Raw genomic sequence first — 21,776 nt, 5'->3', positions numbered from 1 at the left:
CGCTGCTTAGTTTAGCGCGACGAGCGCGCATCGCAGGTAAGGTTCTTTGGAGTCAGGTCTAATGCGACTAAACCCACTCTCCGCTGCGCATCAGCGGTTCGGCCGTTCCGTCGGCGCCGACACCATCGACGTCGATCTCTGCGGATCCAATCATCCAGTCCACGTGGATGAGACTGTGATTCGCTCCCTTGGCGGCAAGCGTCGTCTCGTCCATCTTCTCGCCGTCGATCAGGCAGGTCGCGTAGGCCTGTCCGAGTGCGATGTGGCTCGCAGCGTTCTCGTCGAAGAGGGTGTTCCAGAAGAGGATTCCGGTTTGCGCTATGGGCGAGGAGTGGGGGACGAGAGCAACTTCACCCAGGCGGCGTGCCCCATCATCGGTAGCGATCAGGCGTTTGAGGGCATCCTCTCCAGCGCTTGCACTTGCTTGGACGATCTTCCCTTTTTCGAAGCGAACCGCGATGTCTTTGATCAGGGTGCCCTGGTGCGAGAGAGGTTTCGAGGCGCGTGCGAAGCCATCGACACGGTCCTTGTGGGGCGTCGTGAAGCATTCTTCAGTCGGGATGTTCGGGTTGCAGAAGATTCCGTTTCCGGATGGCCCTCCTCCGCCAGCCCAGAGGTGGTCGTCGGCGAGACCTACGTGGAGATCGGTTCCTGAGCCCTTGAAGTGCAGGCTGTGGTAGTGCTTCTGGTTTAGCTTGTCGACGCGGGATTTAAGGAACGTGGTGTGCTCCTGCCAGTCGGCGCAGGGATCCGCGCCGGTGATGCGCGAGGCCTTGAAGATCGCGTCCCAGAGCTTTTCGACGGCGATTTCTACCGGAGCGTCAGGGAAGGCGAGTTTAGCCCATTCGGGTGTCGCGTAGGCGACGATCGACCAGTTGATATCGTGGCGGGTGATCATCTCCATTGCGGGTTTGCTGGCCTTTGAGGCGGCGACGTTGGCGCGGGCGATCTTCCCTGGATCCTGACCCGAGAGGAGAGCGGGATTCGCTCCGGAGATTGCGAGCCGAGCGGCCCCGGAGCGGAAGGCATTCGCGATTCCTTCCTGCAGCCACGTCGGAGCGTAGTCAAAGCTCTTATCCTGCGCGAACTGGTAACGGGCGAGAACGGCTGGATCGTCGGCGTAAAAGCTCGTGACGAGGAGCGCTCCAGCTTTGTAGGCATGGTCCGTGATGCGGCGAACCAAAGGAAGCGCTTCGATCGGAGCGGAGATCAAGAGCTCTTGACCTTCGGCCAGGTTGAGACCCACACGGACGGCGACTTCGGCAAATCGATCGAGCTTCTGCTCGAAGGTGAGGCTCTCAAATGACGGTAATGTGGCGGTGGCGGAGGCCTGCTCGAGAATAGCCGGGAGACTCATGGCCTAAGGTTAGGGGTTTTGCATGGTGGTTGCAAGGCGATGAGAGCGAAAACGGTCGGACCTTACCCCCCGGGCTGCATTTCGGAGAAAGTCCAGCGTTCTGCTTTGGATCTAAAGCTTCGTAAAGACCTCGCGGAAGTCATAGCAGCCTTTGCGGGTAGCCAGCCATTCAGCAGCTCGGACTGCGCCTTCGGCGAAGCCTCGGCGGGAAAAAGCTTCGTGGGTTAGGGTGAGGCGGTCGGCGCCGGAGGTTGCGGTAAGGACATGGAGACCAGGCGCGTCGCCGTCGCGGATGGCCTCGATTGGGATGTGCTCCTTGGCGATGCCTGTCTTTCCGGCGGACGAAGATCCCTGGACCACGGCGTCTACGAGGGTCAGGGCGGTTCCGGAGGGTTTATCCATCTTGGTGATGTGGTGAGTCTCGCTCATGGCAAAGTCGTAGCCTGCGCCCGAGAGCGCGGCTCCCATCTGCTCGGCGAGTTGATGCATGACCTGTACGCCGATAGAGAAGTTAGAACCGTAGAGAAGACCTGCATCCTTGCGCTCGGCGAGATCGCGCATGTCCTTGAGCTTGCTGTACCAGCCTGTGGTTCCGACGACCATGCGGGCGCCGGAGAAGAGGCAGGCGCGCATGTTGGGGATAACCGCTTCAGGTGTGGTGAAGTCGATGACGGCGTCGAAGCCTGCCAGGAATGCGGGAGTGAGAGCCGCGGCATTCTGGTTTTCCCTGGCGTCGAGGACGTTTACGCCATGTCCACGTTCGCTTGCCACTTCGGCGACGAGCTTGCCGGTCTTGCCATGTCCCAGGACGAGAATGCGCATGTGATCTGTTTCTTTCCGGTTGCAGAGACGGTGGGAGATCGTTCAGAGGGTGCGGCGGCGATCCTTTGCCGAAAAGGAGAGGATATCGCATCGAGGAAGGCTTCGTCTCGTTCTGGCCCGCTCCCCCCTTCCTCCTTTGTAGCGCGCCCGATTCCTTTTATTTTGTTTTATTTGCGTTGATCGCAGGACGCAAATTCCTTCAGGCAAGAGGGTTGCAGTCAAATCACTCATAGCAAAAGGGTTATGCGCGCATCGAGGTCGCACTTTGTTCTTTGATCCCTGCTGGTACTTGAGAAAATGTGCCGGAAGCACTATGCCGTCGATATCTTGTTTGCGTTGATGGGCTTACGCCGAGGACGTAGCATGTGATTTTTTTTGGTTTCGATCTGTTTTCTGAAAAGAATTTCCTGGAGCGTCAGGAAGTCAGGGCTGAACGGCGGATTCGAGATAGGTGAGGCGGGGGTTGTCGGGGTCGCTGGTGTCGAGCTGGGCCTGGATGCCGAGGGGGAGGGTGATGTTGGGGGCGTCGACGTGGCCGCTGCGGAGGCCGATGGCGATGGGGCCCTGGAAATCGCGGAGGTTGTTGAGGAGGACCGCTTCGAGGAAGGCGAGGTCTTCTGGATTCCCGGGGGCGATGTTCTGGCTCATGTCGCCGAAGACGATGGCCTGGGCGGTGGCGAGGTGGCCAGCGAAGCGGAGGTGGAGGAGGTAGCGGTCCCACTGGTAGGGCTTGGTACCGATGTCTTCGAGGAAGAGGATGGTGGGGAAGTTGGGGAGGTCGGGGGCGTAGACGTTGGGGGCGTAGGGGGTACCCATGCTCTCGGTGTAGATGCTGAGGCAGCCTCCGACGATTTGGCCGGTGGCGGTGCCGGGGCGCAGGGTGCGGAGGCCGTCGGTGGCGGTGAGGGACCAGGGATCGGAGCCGGTGAGGGCGTGGGTCCAGCTTGCCTGGTCGTAGCCGTTTCGGCGGGCGAAGTCAGCGGCGACCATGGGGGCGTAGAAGGTGACGAGGCCCAGGCTCTTGAGTAAGTAGGTGTGGAGGCTGGTGTGGTCGGAGTAGCCGAGGAAGGGCTTGGGATTGGCGCGGATCATCTCGAGGTCGAGGTGGGGAAGAAGCTCAGCAGAGCCCCAGCCTCCCCTTGTGCAGATAATTGCGTCGATTTCAGGGTCGGCGAAGGCGGCGTGGAGGTCGGCCAAGCGCTCGGCGCGGTCTCCGGCGAAGTAGAGGGGGCCCTTGTTGAGGGCGTTGGGGTAGAGTCTGGTTTTGTAGCCGAGGGCTTCGAGGGCTTGGATGCCCTGCTGGACGCGGTCGGGTTTCGGGGTGCTGGCGGGGGAGACGATGGCGAGGGTGGCGCCAGGGGCCAGGGGCGTGGGCTTGAGGAGGGTGCGCATGATTTTTGTTGGTCATGCCATGGTACGAGATATTGGAGTGGTGCCGAAAACGCGACTTTCTGGGAGCAGTTTAGCGAACGAGATGGAAAGTCCTGCTCCACCGGGTTTTGTCTACTAGGTGCACAGCAGTGGTGAAGAATGCGCCGACGCGTGCCCCTAAGCTCTCCTGTTGTGCGTCCATCTGGGGCGCGGTCGTTTCAAACGACCAATAGTTAAACATTGGCCGCCCTAAAATGTTTTCGCGCGGCACGAAACCCCAAAAGCGTCCGTCCGCAGAGTGCTCACGGTTATCACCCATGGCAAAGAAGCTCCCGTGTGGCACGATCAGATCGCCATTTTCGACATGCGAAGGTAAAGCCTGAGACCAGACCTCAAACGAGCCAAGTGGCGTGCCATCTGCCGGGAAATCGTCGCGCGCGGGGCTGTAAGCATCCTCTGGATCGGATGACGACTCAGGCATGGCTGCATATCGTTCATTCTGAGCAACGCCGTTGAGGTAGACAACGCCGTGGACGAGGTGAATGCGGTCGCCAGGGACTCCGATAAGGCGCTTCACCAGGATGAGGTCAGGAGTCTCAGGATTTGGCTTATAAAAGACGATGACATCGCCGCGCTGGGGCTCGCGATAGCGGACCAACGGAGCCCACCTGGCAGATGGCGCGAAGGTGATGCGATCCACCAGAACGTGATCGCCGATCAAGAGAGTTTTCTCCATCGAGCCGGAGGGAATCACAAAGTTCTGGAAGATAAAGGTCATAACAAACAGACCCACAGCAAGTACGGCGCAGATGGAGGATAGAGACTCTAGTGGCGTTTCGGTTGCCGGTTTCAGCACTCTTGGGCCGTTAGCTGCACTGTCCGTTGCTACTTGATCGATTTCGGGCGAGCCTGCCTGCTGATGTTCGCTCACGCAACTCCTTGAAGGACGGATTTCAGTTTCTCATGTCCTTTCCTCTAAACGGCGTTGTAGGAAGCTAGGCCAAAACGGTCTCGCTTTGCTCGATACCCCACCCTATCAACGATGAAGCTGTCGGAAAGGATGGGGCACCTGGTTCCATGCGATCGCGGAGAGAGAATTCCTTCGGGAATGACAACCAGAGAAACAAAGGCGATGGATTTGAGGGGCAGTTCACGTCGGCGGTCCGAGGCGTTGCGATTCGTGCTGACGGTACGGTGTCAGCAGGGTCCTTCTATCGTGGGTCTGTGGCAGACGCGACGGGAGGAACATGATGACGAAGGAAGAGGTTGGGAAGCTTTATGGGCGGTATGTCAAGGCTTGGAAGGCTATTTCGGTTGAGAAGCGGATGAAGATTCTGGAAGACGTTTTCGCTGCGGATGTTCAGTACCTCGTTCCGGAGTTTCAGGGTGGGCGTGAGGCGGCTCTGGAGGATATGGCTGGCTTCCAGGAGAAGTTTCCTGGAGCGCATTTTGAGGTGACGGAGATTTCCGCGCACCATGATGTTGCGTTGATGACGTGGGTTCTGGTGCAGTTGGATGGGACGCATGCCATGACGGGGCATGATTCTCTCCGGATTTCTTCGGAGGGGAAGATTGTGAATTTGATTACGTTTGGGCCTTCGGTGGCTATGGCGGACTGACGCCAGGGCAGACGCAGATTCCCTTCGGAAAGGGCAACCAGAAAGGGAACAGAAGCTACAACGGTAAGAGCTTGCGGTTGGGCGGTTTGCGCTCCCGCCTGAGCCGATGATGGAGCCTTCGGCTAAGGTGGGCACCTGGCCTGTTTTGGCTGAGATGGATGGTTAGGACACGCCGAGAGCTTCGCCTCGGCAGATGATTTCGGCGGGGCCGGTTAGGTGCATCTCGGCTTCCTGGGTGGGCCAGGTTACGGTTTGAGGACCACCCTCGGCTATGGCGTTCAGGGTGCGGTTTGTGTTTCGGAGAGTCATCGCGGCGGCGGTGCTGGCGCAGGTTCCGGTGCCGGAGGAGGTAGTGGGGCCGCAGCCGCGTTCGTAAATGCGGAAGGCAATTTCTTCGGGGCTTCGGACGCTTACGAACTCTACGTTGGTGCCGTGGGGGAAGAGGGGGCTGGTGGCGATGAGGGCGCCTAGCTGCTGCCAAGGGAGGTTGTGGGCGCTGAAGTCGGGGGTGTCGGTGAAGAGGACGAAGTGGGGGTTGCCGACGTTGACCATGGCCCCGGGGATGGGGCCTATGTTGGGGATGTCGATGGTGCGGGGCATGACGCGGGGGAGGCCCATGCCGGTGCGGATGAGGAAGTGAGGGTCGCGGGACTCGACGATCTCGCAGGCGCGGGGGCCACCGTGGGTTTCCAGCGTGACGCGCTGAAGGCCTTCGGTGGCGGCTAGCCAGGCGGCGACGCAGCGGGTGCCGTTGCCGGAGAGTTCGGCTTCGGAGCCGTCGGAGTTGAAGAGGCGGATGAAGAAGGCGCCGTTGGGGCGGCGGTCGAGGAACTCGATGCCGTCGGCTCCGATGGATTGGGTGCGGTGGCAGAGACAGCGGGCGAGGGCGGCGTGATTCTTGTGGGCGACTGACTCTTCGAGGATGAGGAAGTCGTTGCCATTGGCGTGGGCCTTGACGAAGGGGAGGAAGGCGAGGGTCTTTGGGGCGGGGGATTCTTCGAGCGGTGGGAGATCGTTCGTTTGCATGGTGTGGATCTAGTTTACGGCGAGCGGTTTGGCTATTCGTCGTCGGTGTCGCGGAAGGTAATCACCTTGGCGGTGGCTTCGCTGGCGCGTAGTTCGATGAGGAGGCTGGCGTGGGTGTGCTGGGTGGCGACGACCTGGAAGGTCATGCGTTCGAGGGTGCCGATGACGTCGCGCTCGAGGATGTTGAGGTGGATGTTGGCGCGGTCGAGAACGGCGAGGAGTGCGAGGTAAAGCTCGTTCTGGTCCTGGCCGCGTACCTCGTAGAGGAGAGGGTAGCGCTTCCAGCCGAGTTTGGACTCGAAGAGGCGGACGAGGGTGAGGGAGATGAGAACGATGATGGTGGCGAGGAGGGCGAGGAGGTAAAGTCCGGCTCCGCAGGCCATGCCGATGCTGGCAACGACGAAGACTGTGGCGGCGCTGGTGAGACCGAGGACGCGGCTGCGAGTGTGGAGGATGAGGCCGGCGCCGAGGAAGCCGATGCCCTGGACGATGTTGGCGGCGACGCGGCCCTTGTCGGGATTGCCTTCTCCGGCGAGGACGGCGGAGAGGAGGGTGAAGAAGGCGCAGCCGAGGCAGAGGAGCATGTTGGTGCGGATTCCGGAGGCCTTGTGGCGCCATTCGCGCTCTAGGCCGACGATACCGCCGAGGAGGCATGCCATTAGGAGACGCTTGATTGTTCCGATGGAAAGGAATATCTGGTCGAGTTCGCTGAAGTGGAAGTAGGAGTGGATGGGCATGGATTTTTCAGCGATGGTAGCAGGTGGCTAGTGCTGGGGCTCGTAGTTGTTCTTCGGTGGGGGCGGTTTGTAGGCTTCGGACTTGTAGACGCGGGCACAGGACTGGCCGGTGGTGCAGAGGACTACCAGCTCGGTGAGGTTTTCGGGGTGCTCGGCTACGGCTTTGGAGACGGAGTCGTCTCCGATGGAGATGACGTAGGCGGCTTTTTCGGCGGGGGCGGCGAGGGCGGCCTGGAAGCTGTCGTAGTCGTTCTCGTTGATGGTCTGCTTGAGGGGGATTCCGGCCTGCTGGAGAGCGCCTACGTGGTCGGAGTTGACCATGAGGATCGGGACGCCCTTGGGGAAGGCTTCGAGCTGCTCGGCGATAGATTTTTCGAATGGGATGCGTGTGAGGGAGTTGTGCTGGGCTTCGCGGAGGACGAGAGGGATGGCGTAGATCATGCCCACGGTGTTGACGCAGATGAGGAGGAGGGTGATGGGCTGGATGAGGCGGGCCTGGATGGGTTTCGAGGCTGCCACGCGGGTTTCGATGGCGGAGAAGGCGAAGGCGGCGAAGAGGGCTAGGGCGGGGAGAAGCTCCATGCCATAGCGGGAGTTGTAGAAGGCGTGAGGCCAGAGGTTGGGGATGAAGATGGGGACCGAGCCCCAGGAGATGGAATAGACGTAAAACGGGACGGGGAGCCACAGGAGGAGGGTGACGAGGGCTTCGCGGCCGTAGGGAATGCTGGCGACGGCGTCGCGGGTGTACAGGACGGACTCGTGGGCATGGGCGGCGACCTGCTTCCAGAAGAGCCAGAGGCCGGTGAGGGCGGACGCCATGGTGAGGAAGCCGAGCTCCCAGAAGGTGGAGTCGACCTGGGCGGTGCGGGTGTAGAAGAGGATGGCCCAGAAGGGATTGTGCCAGCCGCGATGGTGCTGAGAGCCGGGGGGCTTGGTGCGCTGGTCGATGGCGTAGGCGGAGTAGGGGCCGCGCATGAAGTCGAGGTAGTCGTGGAAGTAATGCTGATTGAAGGCTAGCCAGCTTATGGGGCCAAAGACGGTGATGACGGTAAAGATGGTGAAGGACGGAATGAGCTTGCGGAAGAGGTCGCGGTTGCCGAGGAGGCTCCAGGTAAGGATGAGCCAGATGGCCGCGCCGAGGATCCAACCGTCGTAGCGGGTGTAGACGGCGGCGAGGATGAGGAAGCCGATGAGGATGAGCTTCGAAGGGATTTTGGGGAGATCGCTGGTGCGGATGGCGGCGACGCACTCGAGGGTAAGGAGGGTGAGCCAGATGAGCAGGGCGAGAAACAGCGGCTCGGTCATCGCGGTGGTGGCGAGGTAGAGGAGGTTGGGATTGAGGGCGAAGAAGGCGGTTGCAGCGAAGGCCCAGCGGGGGACGAGGATGCGTCGGGCGAGGCGGTACATGCCGGCGACGGCGAGGATGTAGAAGATCATCGACGGCCAGGCACCCGCGAGGCCGTTCTGCCACCAGGTGATGTTCTGGATGAACGGCAGCATGACGAGGTGGGGCAGGGGAAGCCAGACGCCGCCGAGCTGGATGAGGGATGGGTTGCGGTTGTCGAGGATGCGGCGGGCGATACCGAGGTGGGCGACGGCGTCTCCGTAGAGGAGGAGGTATCCGTGGCTGTAGCAGAGGATGAGGGCGACGAAGGAGAGGATGACCGAGGCCAGGGCGGCGGGCATGGTCTCTTCGCGGGTGGCGGGGCGGATGAGGTCGGGGAAGGGGTCTGGCTTGTAGCGGCGGGATGGGCGCGAGGGGCGGGCGAGGATTTCGGCGGCGGTCTTCGAGGCGGTGGGTTTGGGGCGGGGCATTCTGGGTTGATTTTACGCGCCGCCGTGGCAGCCCACCTTAGGCACAATGGTGCCGTGCCGAAGGTGGGGCACCTACTTGTTATCCCTCTGCTGCTTGATTTACGAGAGGTGGGAGATTTCGCGGAAGGTTTCGAAGCGGGCGTCGATCTCTTCGCGGGTGAGGGTCTGGAGGCGCTCGGTGCCGAACTTTTCGCACGCGAAGCTTCCCATGACACCGCCGTAGAAGGTTGCGGTGCGGAAGACCTCGGGAGAGAAGACGGGCTGGGAGGCGAGATAGCCGTAGAAGCCTCCGGCGAAGGAGTCACCGGCGCCTGTGGGGTCGACGACCTCGGCGAGAGGCAGGGCGGGGGCGCGGAAGGGGCGGGGGGTGATGCCGGCAAGGCCTTCGACGGGCGGGAAGGCGCGGTTGGAGAAGAAGCTGGTGGCACCGTACTCGCCGTGCTTGATGACGAGGGATTTGGGGCCGAGCGCGAGGACGCCTTCGGCGGCTTTGACGATATTGGATTGGTTCGAGAGCATGCGGGCTTCGCCGTCGTTGATGAGGAGGACGTCGAGCTCCTTGAGGACCGCCTTGAGGTTGTCGGTGTGGTCGGCGATCCAGTAGTTCATGGTGTCGCCGCAGACCATCTTGACGTTCGGCATCTTCTTGCGGACTTCGAGCTGGAGGACGGGGTCGATGTTGGCGAGGAAGAGGAAGTCGGAGTCCTGGTAGGCGGCGGGAATCTTCGGGGAGAAGGTGGCGAAGACGTTGAGGTCGGTGCCGAGGGTCTTGGCTTCGTTCATGGAGCCCGAGTAGGAGCCGGTCCAGTGGAAGGTGAGGCCGGGGGCGTGCTCGATGCCCTGGGTATCGACGCCGCGGTTGGTGAGGATGGACTCGTGCTCTTTCGTAAAGTCCTCGCCTACTACTCCGATGACGCGGACGCCGGTGAAGAAGCTGGCCGCGAGGGAGAAGTAGGTGGCGGCTCCGCCGACGATCTTTTCGCGCTTGCCGGAGGGGGTGGTGAGGGTGTCGAAGGCTACGGAGCCTACTACGAGGATGGACATTGAGGTTCCTTTTCTAAAAGCAAAAGTGCGGTGCGGGCGTTTTACGTTCCCATCCTCACCGACGATGAAGCTGTCGGTGAGGATGGAGCACCCGGGGCCTTTTGGGCGGGTTACGACTAGAGGTATTTGCCGAAGAGGACTTTTAGCTTTTGCCTGGTGGCTTCGGGGATGAGGGCGCGGTCGGTCATGATGGCGTATTTCGCGGCGGATTGGGCGGGGCTGGCGCTCAGGTCGGTGGGCAGGAGGCGGACGGCGGCTTTGACGACCTTCTGGGCGGCGGCGGAGTTCTGGTGCATGACGGCGATGACCTGCTCGACGGTGACGTCGTCGTGGCCTTCGTACCAGCAGTCGTAGTCGGTGACCATGGCTAAGGTGGCGTAGGAGATTTCGGCCTCGCGGGCGAGCTTGGCTTCCTGGAGGTTGGTCATGCCGATGATGTCGGAGCCCCAGGAGCGATAGAGGTTCGATTCGGCGCGGGTGGAGAACTGTGGGCCCTCGATGCAGACGTAGGTTCCACCACGCTTGCCGACGACGCCGACCTCTTCACAGGCTTTGACGAAGGTGTCGAGGACGATGGGGCAGACGGGATCGCCGAAGGCTACGTGGCCTACGATGCCTTCTCCGAAGAAGGTCGCGTTTCGTGCGAACGTGCGGTCGATGAACTGGTCGGGGATGACGAAGTCGGTGGGCTTGTGCTCCTGCTTGAGCGAGCCTACGGCGGAGATGGAGAGGATGCTGGTGACGCCGAGGCTCTTGAGCGCGTAGATGTTGGCGCGGAAGTTGAGCTCGGACGGGAGTATACGGTGGCCTTTGCCGTGGCGGGCGAGGAAGGCTACTTTTCTTCCCTCCAGAGTGCCGAGGACTATGGTTTCGGATGGGGGCCCGAAGGGGGTATCGATGGCGATTTCTTCGATCTCTGTGAGGCCGGGCATGGCGTAGAGGCCGCTGCCGCCTATGATTCCGATTTCTGCGGTGTGCAAGTTTGCTCCTTGGTGCGTGGCGGTGGGTTTGTTGGCTGTGCGATGGAGGACAAGCAACAGCAACGGAAGACGCAGATTCCCTTCGGGAATGACAACCAGAAAGACAAAGGCTAAGGGTTGAGGCCCCTTGAAGTATAACGTTCGGGAATGACGGAGTTGAGCAAAGCGGCTAGGCGGGGGATGAGTTCGGCAGTGGGTGTTGTGGCTTGCAGGATGGGGCCGGTGGTTTGGACAGCGTCGATGGCGTCGCGGAGGGTGCGAGCCTGGGCGACGGGGAAGCCTTCGAGGGCGTAGACGGTGTTGTCCTTGCTGGTGAGGAGGACGTCGCCCTCGGTGGTGGTGTAGACCTGCTCGTCCTCATCGGTTTCGTCCTTGGGGCGGCGGGCCAGGCCGGAGTATTTGCGGGCAAGTTGGCCGGCGTAGATGCGGAGGAAGGAGTGGGCTGTGTCTTCGTTCTTCCAGCGGGAGACATAGATGAGGCCGACGGAGGCTGGAGTCTGCTTCTCGGCTGGGGTAGCGGCGGTGCGCTGGGCGGCGTAGTAGACGCCGCCGTCCCACTCGGGTGAGATTGCGGCGGCGATGTCGTGTCCTCCGAAGAGCTCGGTGAGGATGCGGACGTCGAGCTCGCCCATGACGCCGAGGTCGTAGAAGCTGTACTGCGGCATGAGGGGCCGGAGGTCGGGGAGGGTCATCTGGGGGACGTGTGCGTGGTTGAGGTAGGCCTCGGGATGGATGATCTCGAAAGTGGAGGTGGGTGGATTGGCGAGGGCTCCGGCGAAGGCGGCATCGCGGCCTCCCTTGGCGAGGAGGGCGGCTTCGAAGCCTAACCCCTCGATGTAGGGGAACATCAAGGTTTGCTGGAGAAGAAGCGGGGCGCGGGCCATGACGGGGGAGTCGCTGTTGTCGCCGAGGGAGTCCTTGAGCTTGTCGACGACCTGGGGGGCGTCGGCAAGGGTGTGGCCGGTGTCGCGCATGCTGTAGTCGAGGAAGGTGACCATGGCCTGGCCCTCGGTGACGGCTTCGCGGGCGGAGCCGGACTCGTCGACCTGAAGGCGGTGGTTGTCTTCCTGCACGGTGTGGGGGTTGCCGGGCGGGGTGAGATCGGACCATTTGACCAGGTCGACGCGCATGTCCTGGAGGGCGTGGGTGAGCTCGTGGGCGAGGACGGGTTTTTGCTCTTCGGGGACGACGTAGTCGAGGAGGTTTACTGTTTTGGTTTTTTCGTCGTAGAAGCCGGCGATCTGTTCGGTCAGAAGCTTGATGAGGAAGGGGCGGAGGTCGAAGTCGCGTTCGAGGAGGCCGAACTTCTTGAGGACGATCTCGCTGTTTTGCAGACGCCTGGTGCTCTCGTCCTCGTCGAACTTCTTCTGGAGGTAGCGGTTGACCTCGTCGCGGGAGACGAGCTTGCGCTTGACGGGGTGGGTGATGGGTAGTTTGGTGTCGGTGCTGACGAATTTGAGGATCTCGTCGACGGAGTCGAGGAGTTCCTTGGACTGCGCCTTGGTGAGGGGAGCTTGAGGCTTGGCGCCGTCCTTGTGGGGCGCCGGGGGCTGCTGGGCGTGGGCGGCGGTCGCGGTGAGGAGGGCTGCGAGGAGGTAGAGGACGATTCGGGATGGGCTCCCGGTTTCTTCCGGCTGGGTGCCGGGAACTGCTGCTGATACCACCGTGAAGCCTCCGTCCAATCGCTATAATCACCAGTGTACGTTGAGTCGCGGGACCATTTGCCATGACAGCTTCAGCACAGATCGAGGATGTTGCCGGATTGCGAGCCGGTGAAAGCGCGGTGCAGCTTCAGTGGCTGCTGGAGACGGTTGGGGTGTCGGAACTGGATGGGTTGGGGTGGATCCGAGCGACGGGCGAGGATCGGACGCGCTGGCTGAACGGGATGGTCACGAACTCGATCCAGGAGTTGAAGCCGGGTGAGGGAAACTATAGCTTTGCGCTGAATGCCCAGGGGCGGATTCAGGGCGATCTCTGGGCGTTCGTGGACGCGGATTCGATCTGGATGGAAACGGCGAAGGATCGGGTCGCGGCGATGATGGAGCTATTCGACCGGTACATCATTATGGATGATGTGGAGCTGGTGGATGTGTCCGTCAAGCGCGTTGGCTTGGGGGTTGTTGGGCCGTTGGGTGGGGAGTTGCTGGCTAAGGTTGGAATTGCTGCCGGGAAGCCGGCGCGGCGGGCTTCGGTCGATTGGGATGGGGCCTCGGTTGAGGTGATCTCTTTTGAGGCCGGGCGGTTTGAGGTTTGGACGGATGAGGCTACCGCTGAGCGGCTGCGGGAGGGTTTGATCGCCGAGGCTGCGGGGCTTGGCGGCGGAGCGGTTGGGGCGGAGGCGGTGGACTGGCTACGGATTCTGGATGGGACGCCGGCGTATGGGGTAGATATTCGGGATAAGGAGCTTCCGCAGGAGACGGGGCAGACGCGGGCGCTGCACTTTGCCAAGGGATGCTACCTGGGGCAGGAGATTGTGGAACGGATCCGGTCGCGAGGGAATGTGCATCGGGGGTTCGGGGCTTTTGTGCTGACGGGGGACGTGCCGGCGGTGGGCGCAGTGCTCGAGGCGGATGGGAAGGCTGTAGGGGAGTTGACCAGCGTAGCGGCGATTCCGCTCGCGGGTGCGACGGTCCAGCTTGGGCTTGGGTATGTGCGGCGCGAGGCCGTGGAGCGTGGGGCTGAGATCAGCTATAGCAAAGATTCCGTGAGCGGTAAGGCTGTTCCGGTGGCAGTGCCTTACCGGGGGTAGAGAGCCGCGGAGGGATCTTCCGGCATCTGAAGATTTTGAAAGAGGGCGAGATTATGGCAGAGCAGAGCAAGCCGTTTGTGATTACAGATCGACGCAGACACACGATGGATGGGGATTTGAGGCCCGATGCGGACCCGTCTCCGGAGAAGGAGGAGCGGGAGCGTCCTGCCCCGGTCGAGGAGGCTGTAAGCGCGGCACCGGTTCCCGAGGCAGTTCTTGAGCCTGAGATGGAGGACGGGGCGACGATGCCGCAGGCTCCTTCGGCCGAGCAGATGGAGCAGGCGCGGATGGCGTATGAGCAGACGGCGGACCGGCTGTCGACGGCGATCCGGGCGGCGAACCCGGGGATGAATCATCCTTCGCCGATGAACTTCGATGGGCTGGTGCAGTCGATCTATATGACGGCGATCATGCAGCTTGGCGGTGCGACTCCAGAAGGACAGCAGCCGCAGGTAGACCTGATGGGCGCGCAGCAGTCGATCGAGATGCTGGGGACGCTGGCGGAGAAGACGGCGGGGAACCTATCCGTGGAAGAGGCTGCGCTGCTGGATCGGGCTGTGTTCGAGGTTCAGGTGGCGTTCCTGGAGATTACGCAGGCGCTGGCGCGTTCGGCGGCGGCGAAGCAGCAACAGCAGCAAGGACAGGCTCCGGGGTTTGGGCAGATACCGGGTGGGCGCCCAAGCATTGTCCGATAAGCAACAGAGTGAGCCGGTCAAGGCTACGCTGACGTTCCTGGGGAGCGGCACCTCGATGGGGGTGCCGACTCTGGGGTGTACGTGCGCGATTTGTACATCGAGCGACCCTAGAAACCGGCGGACGCGACCCTCGGTATTGGTGGAGTTCGGGGGGAACTCGGTGCTGATCGATACAGGGCCGGACTTTCATGCGCAGGCGCTGCGAGAGAAGATCACGAGGCTCGACGCGGTGCTTTACACGCATAGCCATGCGGACCACATTCTCGGGATGGATGACCTACGGCCGCTGAGCTTTCGGAATCCAGAGAACCTGCCGCTGTACGCGGACGATGCAACGGCGAAGGTGATCGAGCGGGTGTTCGAGTACACGTTTCGGACGGAGAACCGGTATCCGACGAGCGCGCGGGTAAAGCTGCACCGGCTGGATACGGTTCCAGGTGCGGGGGTGCGGCTCTTTGGGGTTTGCTTCCGGCGGATCGCGGTGACGCATGGACGGCAGGAGATTACGGGGTACCGGTTTGGAAGCGCGGCCTACCTGACGGATATGAGCGATATTCCGAAGGAGAGCATGGAGAGGCTGCAAGGGCTCGATGTGCTGATCCTCGATACCTTGAGGCGGGAGCCGCATCCGAGCCACTCGCACCTAGCGAAGTCGGTGGGGTTTGTGGAGAAGCTGAAGCCGAAGCGGGCTTATTTTACGCACATCGGGCATGATCTCGACCATGAGGCGACGGAGGCTGAGCTTCCTCCGCATATACGGCTGGCCTACGACGGGTTGAAGCTGGACTTCGAGATACAGGCATGAAGGTCTATCGGGGAATTGGCGAGTTGCCTCGGGGTGGACCGGTGGTGGCGACGATCGGGAACTTCGATGGCGTGCATCGCGGGCACCAGTGGGTGATCGAAGAGGTGATCGGACGGGCGCGGGAGCTGGGTGCGGCATCGCTGGCGATTACGTTCGACCCTCATCCGGTGCGGGTGCTGAGGCCAGAGAAGTGGTTTCCGATGATCACGCCACTCGAGCGGAAGCTGGAACTGATTGCCGAGACGGGCGTGGATGCGGCGGTGGTGATCCCGTTCACACATGAGCTTTCGCGTATGTCGGCGCGGGAGTTTGCGCGGGTTGTGCTGGTCGAGGCGGCAGGCGTCGTCGAGGTGCACGAGGGAGAGAACTTCCGGTTTGGCTACCAGGCCGAGGCAGGAATCGACGGGCTGGAGCAGATTGGGCGGGAGCTTGGGTTTGGGGTGAGGGCGTACGCTCCGCGGAGTCTGCGCGGGTCTCCGGTTTCTTCGAGCAGGGTGAGGGGGCTGGTGGGGGCAGGGGAGATGAACCAGGCACGGGCTCTGCTGGGGCGGGCGTTCGCGGTGGAGTCGACGCCGGCCTCGGGGCGCGGTTACGGGACGCGGTATACGGTGCCCACGATCAATCTGGCGCCATATGGCGAACTTCTGCCGGCCAACGGCGTTTACGTAACGACCATGACGGTTGCCGGTAAGGCGTTTGAGGCCGTGACGAATGTAGGGAATCGGCCTACGTTTGGGGAAGACTCATTCACAGTCGAGTCGTACCTGCTGAACTTTCATCCGATCGAGCTGAATGAGGCGACGCCGTTGACGCTGGAGTTTCATAAGAGGCTGCGTGGGGAGAAGAAGTGGCCTACGCCCGAGGCGCTCAAGGCGCAGATCGGGATAGACGTGGGGCGGGCGCAGCGGTTCTTCAATTTGTACCGGTTGGCGGCGAAGCGGGGCGCCGGACGACGGGAGCCGGCGCGGGTCTTGCAGGGGTCGTAGCGCGGGGAGCCTGACGGACGATTGGGACGGGGGCTCTTGGTGTGCTGTCAGGGGTTGCGGGAGCATCCTGCGTCAGGCTCGAGGGTGGAGTGGCCTGGGCGGGAGCGGCTTTGGGAGCGGGCTTGGGGGCGTCGCTGTCTGTTGGATCAGGGTCCGCGTCGGCATCGGAGTCATCGGAGGCCTTAGGCTTTGCCGGTGGGGTGGGCTCGGCGTTAGCAGGGGTCAGGGGCACGTCGAGCTGTTTCTTCGGGGCATTGGCGGTCGGGAAGTACTCGTTTGGCTTGTCCGCGATAGCAGCCTTCATGAACTCCATCCACATGGGGAGGGCGGCTTTGGCGCCGGTTTCCTTTTCGCCGAGGGATTGGCGGTCGTCAAAGCCGATCCAGGTTCCGCAGGTGACGGACGGGGAGAAGCCGATGAACCAAGCGTCGGTGTAGTCGTTCGTCGTGCCAGTCTTGCCTCCGAGAGGGTGCTTGAGGGAGGAGGCGACGGCGGCGGTTCCGTGTTGGACGACTCCCTGGAGGAAGGTCATCATGGTGCGGGCGGTATCGACGGCGATGACCTCGCGGACCTCGGGGAGCTTGTCGCCTAGCGGCTGTCCGTCGGCCTGGACGACCTTGCGGATGTAGTGAGGCTCGATGCGGATACCGTCGTTGGGGAAGACGGAGTAGGCTCCCACCTGCTCGGCGAGGGTGATGTCGGCTGAGCCGATGGCGATCGGTAGGAAGGCAGGGATGTTGCTCGTAATGCCGAAGCGGTGAGCGACTTCGATGACCTTCGTGATGCCTACGCGGGCGGCGAGCTTTAGGGCAGGGATGTTGCGGGACTCTTCAAAGGCGGCGAGCAGGCTCATGGTGCCTTTGTAGTCGGGCTCGTAGTTGTGGGGAGTGTAGGGGCCGTTGGGAGTGGGAAAGGAGACGGGGGCGTCGACAATGGTGTCGGTGGGCTTGGCCCCGGCTTCGACGGCGGCGGTATAGACGTAGGGCTTGAAGGACGATCCGACCTGGCGCTGGGCCTGGGTTGCCCGGTTGAATTGCGAGAGGGCGAAGTCGCGTCCGCCGACCATGGCGAGGACTTCTCCGTTGGAGTTGTCCATGGCCATCATGGCCGCCTGGGCTCCGGTGTCCTGCTGGAGGGAGACATGGATGTTGCCGTCGGGAAGTGTGCCTTCGACGCGGACGTAGGCGATGTCTCCGGTGCGGAGGAACTCGTCGGCGGTCTTGTACTGGGTCCAGGTCCAGTCCTCAGGGGTGAGAACGGCGGGCTTCGGGCCGAGCTTGAGCGTGACGCGTTTTGGTGTGACCTCGACGACAAGGGCGTGGGAGTAGGCCCCGGGTTCGGGTGCCTGATTCCAATCCGGATGGCGGTAGGTGCGCATGTCGACGCCGGAGAGGACGATGTTCTGGAGGCGACTCTTCCAGCCGTGGCGACGCTCGTAGGCCGCGGTGCCTCCGAGAATGGCATTGTTGGCGACGGTCTGGAGGTCAAGATCGAGGGTGGTGTAGACACGGAGGCCTGCTCCGTGGACGAGGTCGGCTCCGTATTCCTTTTCGAGCTGGCGCCGCACTTCCTCGACAAAGTAGGGGGCGACGGTGTTGGCGGGGGTCTCGATGTGGAGGCCGAGAGGGGCGGCTTTGGCGGAGTTGGCCTCGAAGAGAGTGATCTTGCCGTCCTCGAGCATCTCGTTCAGGACGAGATTGCGGCGGCGCATGGCGCGCTCGGGGCTGCGGAGGGGGGAGTAGTACTCGGGACCCTTGGGGAGGGCGGCCAAGAGGGCAGACTCCTGAAGGTTGAGGTCACGGATATGTTTCGAGAAGTAGAACTCGGCGGCGGCCTCGAATCCATAGGTGCCGTGGCCGAGGTAGATCTGGTTGGCGTAGAGGGCGAAGATCTGCTGCTTGGTGAAGCGTCGCTCGATCTGCACCGAGAGGAAGATCTCCTGCAGCTTGCGTCCGTAGGTCTTCTCCGCGGAGAGGAAGAGGTTGCGGGCGAGTTGCATCGTGATGGTGGAGGCACCCTGGGCACGGCCCTTGGTGTGGATGTCCTTGTATGCGGCTTCGACGGCGCGAACGAGGTTGACGCCCCAATTGCGCTCGAAGCCTTTGTCTTCGATGGAGATGACAGCGTCGCGGAATTGTTTGGGAAAGTCGCTGTAAGGTACGACGACGCGACGCTCAAGAGCGAAGGAGCCGAAGACCTTGCCGTGGATATCGAGGAGCTCGGTGGTGGTGTTGGGGTGGTAGCGGGCAAGGTCGTCCATCTGGGGTAGATCGACGGAGTAGACGACGGAGAGGCCAAGCATGACGCCGACCATCGCAGATAGACCAAGGAGAGCGAGGAAGCCGGCGCGGCGGGCGATGCGGCGGCTGCGGAATTGCGGTCCGTGCAGCGAGAAGAACTCGAGGAAACGGCGCAGGTAGTGCCGGGGGCCCGGGCCGGGTCTTGGCTCGGGAGGTGCGGTGCCAGGATCTTCCCTGGTCTCCGGTGTCTCGGGCTCAGTTGGGAAAAGGGTCTGCACGGCCCCTTCACGATAGCACGGCTGGGTATCCGGAAAGGGGCCGCCGGATACCACTTCAGGACTATTTCGGGCCATCGCTCGATGACCCGAAATAGTCTCCAATCAGGCGGCTTTTGCCTTCAGGAGGTCGATAGCCTTGGTGAGCTGCTCGTCGACTTGAACGCTGGATTTGGCAGGCGATGGAGTGGCGGCGGAGGGTGCTCCGTCGCTGTCGTCGTCGGTGACGGGGGCCTCGTCGGCTGCGGACGCGACCTGAATGCCAGGGGTGATGCCCTCGTCCTCGATCTTCTTGCCGGAGGGGGTCTGGTACTTGGCGACGGAAAGGATGAGGGCGGCTCCGTCGGGCAGCTCGAAGGTCTTCTGCTGGGCGCCTTCGCCGAAGGTCTTTTCTCCGACGAGCTCGGCGCGCTTGTTGTCGAGGAGGGCGGCGGCTACGAGTTCGGCCGGGCCGGCGGTGCCGTGGTTGACCAGGATGGCGACGGGTGCGGTGGAGTTGAGGGCCTTGCCGGAGTCGGCGGTGATGGTCTGCTTCGGCATCTTCTGGCCTTCGAGGGTGGCGATGGTGCCGGTGCGGAGGAAGAAGTTGGCGAGGCGGGTGGCCTCGGTCATATCGCCGGCGGCCACGTCGCGGAGGTCGAGGAGGACTTTCTTGTTGCCGGCCTTGGGCATCGCCTTGAGCTTGGTTTCGATCTGCTGGACGTGATCGTGATCGAGGATTCCTGGCTTGAGATAGAGGATGCTGGAGTTCTCGTACATCGTCTCGGCCACCGGGGGCAGAGAGATGATAGCGCGGGACATGGTGAGCTTTTCGGGCGTGGAGCGGCGGGGGCGAACGACGGAGACGGAGAGTTCGGAGCCGGGGGTGCCTTCCAGGAGCATCTGGATCATGGCGAGGGAGACATCGCGGGTGTCCTGGGTGCCGATCGCCTCGAGAATGTCACCGTCGGCGAGACTGGCCTTGTCGGCGGGGCTGCCGGGGACGACCGAGATGACGGTGGCGTAGCCGTAGCGCTTGGCGACGTTGATGCCGACCTGCGCCTTGCCGGTTTGGCCTGCCTTGTAGATCTTGTAGTCCTCGGGAGTGAGGTAGCTGGAGTCGGAGTCGAGGGACTCGAGCAGGCCGCGGAGGGCTCCATTGGTGACGGTAGTGATGTTGGGGTCGGTGACGTAGTCGGACTGGATGTGGCGGAGGACTTCGCTGTAGACGTTGATCTGGCGGTAAGCGCCGTCTTGCGGGGTCGTCGCAGCGGAGACGCCGGAGGAGTTCACGCCCAGAAAGATGGTGAGGACGAGGGCGGCCGAGACGGCGAGGAGGAGGATCTTCGAACTCTTGGGCATAAGCGAGGGTGTCTCCGCGGGTACGATTCCGCACGTTTCTGTTAGACGCGCGGAGGCTGAGCCCGATAGCGGAATGATACTCCGGTTTGAGGAGCCGTTGGCGTGATGCTTCAGTGAGGTACCCCCACCCACGGCATTTTAGTCTAAAGTCTTCGATTCAGAGACTTTAGTTCTGGACTTCGGATTTTCCGTTGGAGCTGGTGTCCGATTTTAGAGGTAGTCTGCAATGGTGCGATGTCAAGCAGCGCGGCTTTGTTCGGTGTATTGACTGGTTTACACGGCAATCATGGTCCTTTTACCTAACCCGTAGGTAGGTTGGAAATAGCACAAATTTGGGACCTGATTTGCACCGGACCGCGGGAAATTCGCTTGACGGGGGTGAGTGCCGGGGCTAGCCTATGCCCATCGTTCGCACATTGACGGCACTCTACGCCATCCCGACACGCAACGCGACGCCATCCTGGCGAGACGACGTGGGTGTCCCGACGAACCTCCGGGTCGGGTCCAATGGATCCGAGAGCCCTGAGCCTGAATCTAATTCTCTGGGGAGAAACGGCCCCACCATTGCCGAGTTCCACGGATGGCGTCTGCCCTCCGGAGGGCGCTCGCGCTTGTCTATAAAGCTGGCTCCCGTGCTTTCGGAGCGGCCCAACCTTGCAATCCCTGACGGAGGTCAGCCCAGGCTTGATCAAAAAACTGCTCCCCATCCCTCCCGGTATTGAGCCTCTCTTCGGTACGCGCGATGAGAATCTCCGTCTCCTTGAAGACGGTCTCCATGTCACCATCGATCTGCGCTCCGACGGTCTGCTGGTTGAAGGAACGGTCGAAGCGATTGCACGCCTGGAACGAGTGTTCTACGACTTCGACGGACTTCGAAAGGCCGGGGTTTCGCTGCAGAACGGGGAGCTTCATGGGATGTTGAAGCTCGTCGTGGCGGATCCGGCTACGACGTTGCGAGGGCTGGCGGATAGCGGGAAACAACGATCGGTCGGAGTGAAGCGAACGGTGCAGCCGCGGTCGCCGAACCAGAGGAAGTATGTCGAGGCGATCGAGCAGAACGATATGGTGTTCGGGCTTGGGCCGGCGGGAACGGGAAAGACGTATCTCGCGGTCGCGATGGCTGTGGCGGGGCTGATGGCGAAGAAGTTCAGCCGCATTATTCTTGTCCGGCCGGCCGTTGAGGCGGGCGAGCGGTTGGGGTTCCTGCCGGGGTCGCTGCAGGAGAAGGTCGATCCTTATCTAAGGCCGCTGTATGACGCGCTTTATGACCTGCTCGACCAGGAGCGCGTGGACAAACTGCTCGAACGAAATGTGATCGAGGTAGCTCCGCTGGCGTTCATGCGCGGGCGGACGCTGTCTGATGCGTTCATCATCATGGATGAGGCGCAGAATACGACGAACGAGCAGATGAAGATGTTCGTGACGCGGCTGGGGACGAACTCGAAGGCGGTGATCACGGGCGATCTGACGCAGTGCGATTTGCCGAATCCGAACAAGTCTGGGTTGCGGGAGGCGCTGCGGGTGCTGGATGGCGTTGAGGGCATCCGGTTCTGCCACTTCGAGGATGTTGACGTGGTCCGGCATTCGCTGGTGCAGCGGATCGTGCGGGCGTACGACAGCTATGGACGGGCGGAGCAGATCCCGCTTGGAGATCCGGGGCTGGTGGATGCAGGGATTCGGCAGGTTTCGGTTCCGAAGCCTTTGCAGAAGCCGCAGTAGTTCCTATCGGGTGAGATAGCATGACAGAGGGCGCGGTCCTGGCCCTCTGTCTTTGTTTTTTGTGGGTTGAATGCGGGCCGGGCAGTTTGGGTCTCCCACCTTAGCGACGATGCGACTGTCGCGAAGATGGGGCACACGGCATTCGTGCTCATAAGAGGGTACTTTCAGGTGGTGATGGTGAGGGATGCAAGGCTC

The 21,776-nt window shown here is 62.1% G+C and carries 18 protein-coding genes; 6 read left to right on the top strand and 12 right to left on the bottom strand.

Features of this window, described 5'->3' with window-relative positions; all coding sequences use genetic code 11:
* Positions 1 to 67 precede the first annotated feature (67 nt).
* The 4 genes from GRAN_RS03895 to lepB form a co-directional block, all read right to left on the bottom strand.
* The gene (locus GRAN_RS03895; RefSeq protein ID WP_128911673.1) at positions 68 to 1,357 is read right to left on the bottom strand and encodes an aminopeptidase; all 1,290 of its coding nucleotides are present in this window, start codon (positions 1,355 to 1,357) and stop codon (positions 68 to 70) included.
* 111 nt (positions 1,358 to 1,468) lie between these two features.
* The gene (gene dapB / locus GRAN_RS03890) at positions 1,469 to 2,179 is read right to left on the bottom strand and encodes a 4-hydroxy-tetrahydrodipicolinate reductase (RefSeq protein ID WP_128911672.1); all 711 of its coding nucleotides are present in this window, start codon (positions 2,177 to 2,179) and stop codon (positions 1,469 to 1,471) included.
* 423 nt (positions 2,180 to 2,602) lie between these two features.
* Complete coding sequence (locus GRAN_RS03885; protein WP_128911671.1) at positions 2,603 to 3,571, bottom strand: S66 peptidase family protein; 969 nt, start codon at positions 3,569 to 3,571, stop codon at positions 2,603 to 2,605.
* Between the two features lie 70 nt (positions 3,572 to 3,641).
* Entirely contained in the window at positions 3,642 to 4,481 is an 840-nt protein-coding gene (lepB, locus tag GRAN_RS03880; protein WP_421800756.1) for a signal peptidase I, read from the bottom strand.
* A 316-nt stretch (positions 4,482 to 4,797) separates the two neighbouring features.
* Between lepB and GRAN_RS03875 the strand changes: the two genes are divergently transcribed.
* The gene (locus GRAN_RS03875) at positions 4,798 to 5,169 is read left to right on the top strand and encodes a nuclear transport factor 2 family protein (protein WP_128911670.1); all 372 of its coding nucleotides are present in this window, start codon (positions 4,798 to 4,800) and stop codon (positions 5,167 to 5,169) included.
* A 162-nt stretch (positions 5,170 to 5,331) separates the two neighbouring features.
* Here the strand turns inward: GRAN_RS03875 and dapF are convergent, their stop codons facing one another.
* The 6 genes from dapF to GRAN_RS03845 all read right to left on the bottom strand — a co-directional run bounded on the left by dapF (position 5,332) and on the right by GRAN_RS03845 (position 12,435).
* The gene (dapF, locus tag GRAN_RS03870) at positions 5,332 to 6,195 is read right to left on the bottom strand and encodes a diaminopimelate epimerase (protein WP_128911669.1); all 864 of its coding nucleotides are present in this window, start codon (positions 6,193 to 6,195) and stop codon (positions 5,332 to 5,334) included.
* Between the two features lie 32 nt (positions 6,196 to 6,227).
* On the bottom strand, positions 6,228 to 6,932 hold the full coding sequence (locus GRAN_RS03865; protein ID WP_128911668.1) for an MgtC/SapB family protein: 705 nt from the start codon (positions 6,930 to 6,932) through the stop codon (positions 6,228 to 6,230).
* Between the two features lie 27 nt (positions 6,933 to 6,959).
* A complete protein-coding gene (locus GRAN_RS03860; protein WP_128911667.1) occupies positions 6,960 to 8,747 on the bottom strand; it encodes a glycosyltransferase family 39 protein in 1,788 nt (595 codons plus the stop codon).
* A 99-nt stretch (positions 8,748 to 8,846) separates the two neighbouring features.
* Positions 8,847 to 9,791 (bottom strand): PfkB family carbohydrate kinase, encoded by a 945-nt coding sequence (locus GRAN_RS03855; protein ID WP_128911666.1) that lies wholly within the window; start codon positions 9,789 to 9,791, stop codon positions 8,847 to 8,849.
* A 116-nt stretch (positions 9,792 to 9,907) separates the two neighbouring features.
* Positions 9,908 to 10,771, bottom strand: coding sequence for an S-methyl-5'-thioadenosine phosphorylase (mtnP, locus tag GRAN_RS03850; protein ID WP_128911665.1), 864 nt, complete (start codon positions 10,769 to 10,771; stop codon positions 9,908 to 9,910).
* 110 nt (positions 10,772 to 10,881) lie between these two features.
* On the bottom strand, positions 10,882 to 12,435 hold the full coding sequence (locus tag GRAN_RS03845; RefSeq protein ID WP_241654324.1) for a hypothetical protein: 1,554 nt from the start codon (positions 12,433 to 12,435) through the stop codon (positions 10,882 to 10,884).
* Positions 12,436 to 12,497: 62 nt separating this feature from the next.
* Here GRAN_RS03845 and ygfZ point away from each other — a divergent pair, with 62 nt between their 5' ends.
* From ygfZ to ribF, 4 genes are read left to right on the top strand one after another with little or no spacing between them, the layout of a single operon-like run.
* Positions 12,498 to 13,520, top strand: coding sequence for a CAF17-like 4Fe-4S cluster assembly/insertion protein YgfZ (gene ygfZ / locus GRAN_RS03840; RefSeq protein ID WP_128911664.1), 1,023 nt, complete (start codon positions 12,498 to 12,500; stop codon positions 13,518 to 13,520).
* Positions 13,521 to 13,573: 53 nt separating this feature from the next.
* Positions 13,574 to 14,215 carry a DUF1844 domain-containing protein gene (locus GRAN_RS03835; RefSeq protein ID WP_128911663.1) on the top strand — a complete coding sequence of 214 codons (642 nt, stop codon included), beginning with the start codon at positions 13,574 to 13,576 and terminating at the stop codon, positions 14,213 to 14,215.
* Positions 14,216 to 14,270: 55 nt separating this feature from the next.
* Positions 14,271 to 15,020 (top strand): MBL fold metallo-hydrolase, encoded by a 750-nt coding sequence (locus GRAN_RS03830; protein WP_128912949.1) that lies wholly within the window; start codon positions 14,271 to 14,273, stop codon positions 15,018 to 15,020.
* Positions 15,017 to 16,006 (top strand): bifunctional riboflavin kinase/FMN adenylyltransferase, encoded by a 990-nt coding sequence (ribF, locus tag GRAN_RS03825; RefSeq protein ID WP_128911662.1) that lies wholly within the window; start codon positions 15,017 to 15,019, stop codon positions 16,004 to 16,006. The genes GRAN_RS03830 and ribF overlap by 4 nt, the downstream gene beginning before the upstream one ends.
* Here the strand turns inward: ribF and GRAN_RS03820 are convergent.
* Both GRAN_RS03820 and GRAN_RS03815 read right to left on the bottom strand, forming a co-directional pair.
* Positions 15,933 to 18,524 (bottom strand): penicillin-binding protein 1A, encoded by a 2,592-nt coding sequence (locus GRAN_RS03820; RefSeq protein ID WP_421800755.1) that lies wholly within the window; start codon positions 18,522 to 18,524, stop codon positions 15,933 to 15,935. The two genes, ribF and GRAN_RS03820, sit on opposite strands and share 74 nt — an antisense overlap.
* A gap of 102 nt (positions 18,525 to 18,626) precedes the next feature.
* Complete coding sequence (locus tag GRAN_RS03815; RefSeq protein WP_128911660.1) at positions 18,627 to 19,862, bottom strand: S41 family peptidase; 1,236 nt, start codon at positions 19,860 to 19,862, stop codon at positions 18,627 to 18,629.
* 684 nt (positions 19,863 to 20,546) lie between these two features.
* Here GRAN_RS03815 and GRAN_RS03810 point away from each other — a divergent pair.
* Positions 20,547 to 21,581: a PhoH family protein gene (locus GRAN_RS03810; protein WP_128911659.1), complete on the top strand. Its 1,035-nt coding sequence runs from the start codon at positions 20,547 to 20,549 to the stop codon at positions 21,579 to 21,581.
* Positions 21,582 to 21,776: the final 195 nt, after the last annotated feature.

The organism is Granulicella sibirica (assembly GCF_004115155.1).
Taxonomy (GTDB): domain Bacteria; phylum Acidobacteriota; class Terriglobia; order Terriglobales; family Acidobacteriaceae; genus Edaphobacter; species Edaphobacter sibiricus.
Note: the sequence above shows the minus strand (reverse complement) of the source record. Positions and strands in the feature narration are given on the sequence as shown.

Excerpts from the sequence above, each read along its gene's own strand:
- GRAN_RS03895 (WP_128911673.1), bottom strand. The coding sequence starts at position 1,357 with ATGAGTCTCCCGGCTATTCTCGAGCAGGCCTCCGCCACCGCCACATTA.
- dapB (WP_128911672.1), bottom strand. The coding sequence starts at position 2,179 with ATGCGCATTCTCGTCCTGGGACATGGCAAGACCGGCAAGCTCGTCGCC.
- GRAN_RS03885 (WP_128911671.1), bottom strand. The coding sequence starts at position 3,571 with ATGCGCACCCTCCTCAAGCCCACGCCCCTGGCCCCTGGCGCCACCCTC.
- GRAN_RS03875 (WP_128911670.1), top strand. The coding sequence starts at position 4,798 with ATGATGACGAAGGAAGAGGTTGGGAAGCTTTATGGGCGGTATGTCAAG.
- dapF (WP_128911669.1), bottom strand. The coding sequence starts at position 6,195 with ATGCAAACGAACGATCTCCCACCGCTCGAAGAATCCCCCGCCCCAAAG.
- GRAN_RS03865 (WP_128911668.1), bottom strand. The coding sequence starts at position 6,932 with ATGCCCATCCACTCCTACTTCCACTTCAGCGAACTCGACCAGATATTC.
- GRAN_RS03860 (WP_128911667.1), bottom strand. The coding sequence starts at position 8,747 with ATGCCCCGCCCCAAACCCACCGCCTCGAAGACCGCCGCCGAAATCCTC.
- GRAN_RS03855 (WP_128911666.1), bottom strand. The coding sequence starts at position 9,791 with ATGTCCATCCTCGTAGTAGGCTCCGTAGCCTTCGACACCCTCACCACC.
- ygfZ (WP_128911664.1), top strand. The coding sequence starts at position 12,498 with ATGACAGCTTCAGCACAGATCGAGGATGTTGCCGGATTGCGAGCCGGT.
- GRAN_RS03835 (WP_128911663.1), top strand. The coding sequence starts at position 13,574 with ATGGCAGAGCAGAGCAAGCCGTTTGTGATTACAGATCGACGCAGACAC.
- GRAN_RS03830 (WP_128912949.1), top strand. The coding sequence starts at position 14,271 with ATGGGGGTGCCGACTCTGGGGTGTACGTGCGCGATTTGTACATCGAGC.
- ribF (WP_128911662.1), top strand. The coding sequence starts at position 15,017 with ATGAAGGTCTATCGGGGAATTGGCGAGTTGCCTCGGGGTGGACCGGTG.
- GRAN_RS03815 (WP_128911660.1), bottom strand. The coding sequence starts at position 19,862 with ATGCCCAAGAGTTCGAAGATCCTCCTCCTCGCCGTCTCGGCCGCCCTC.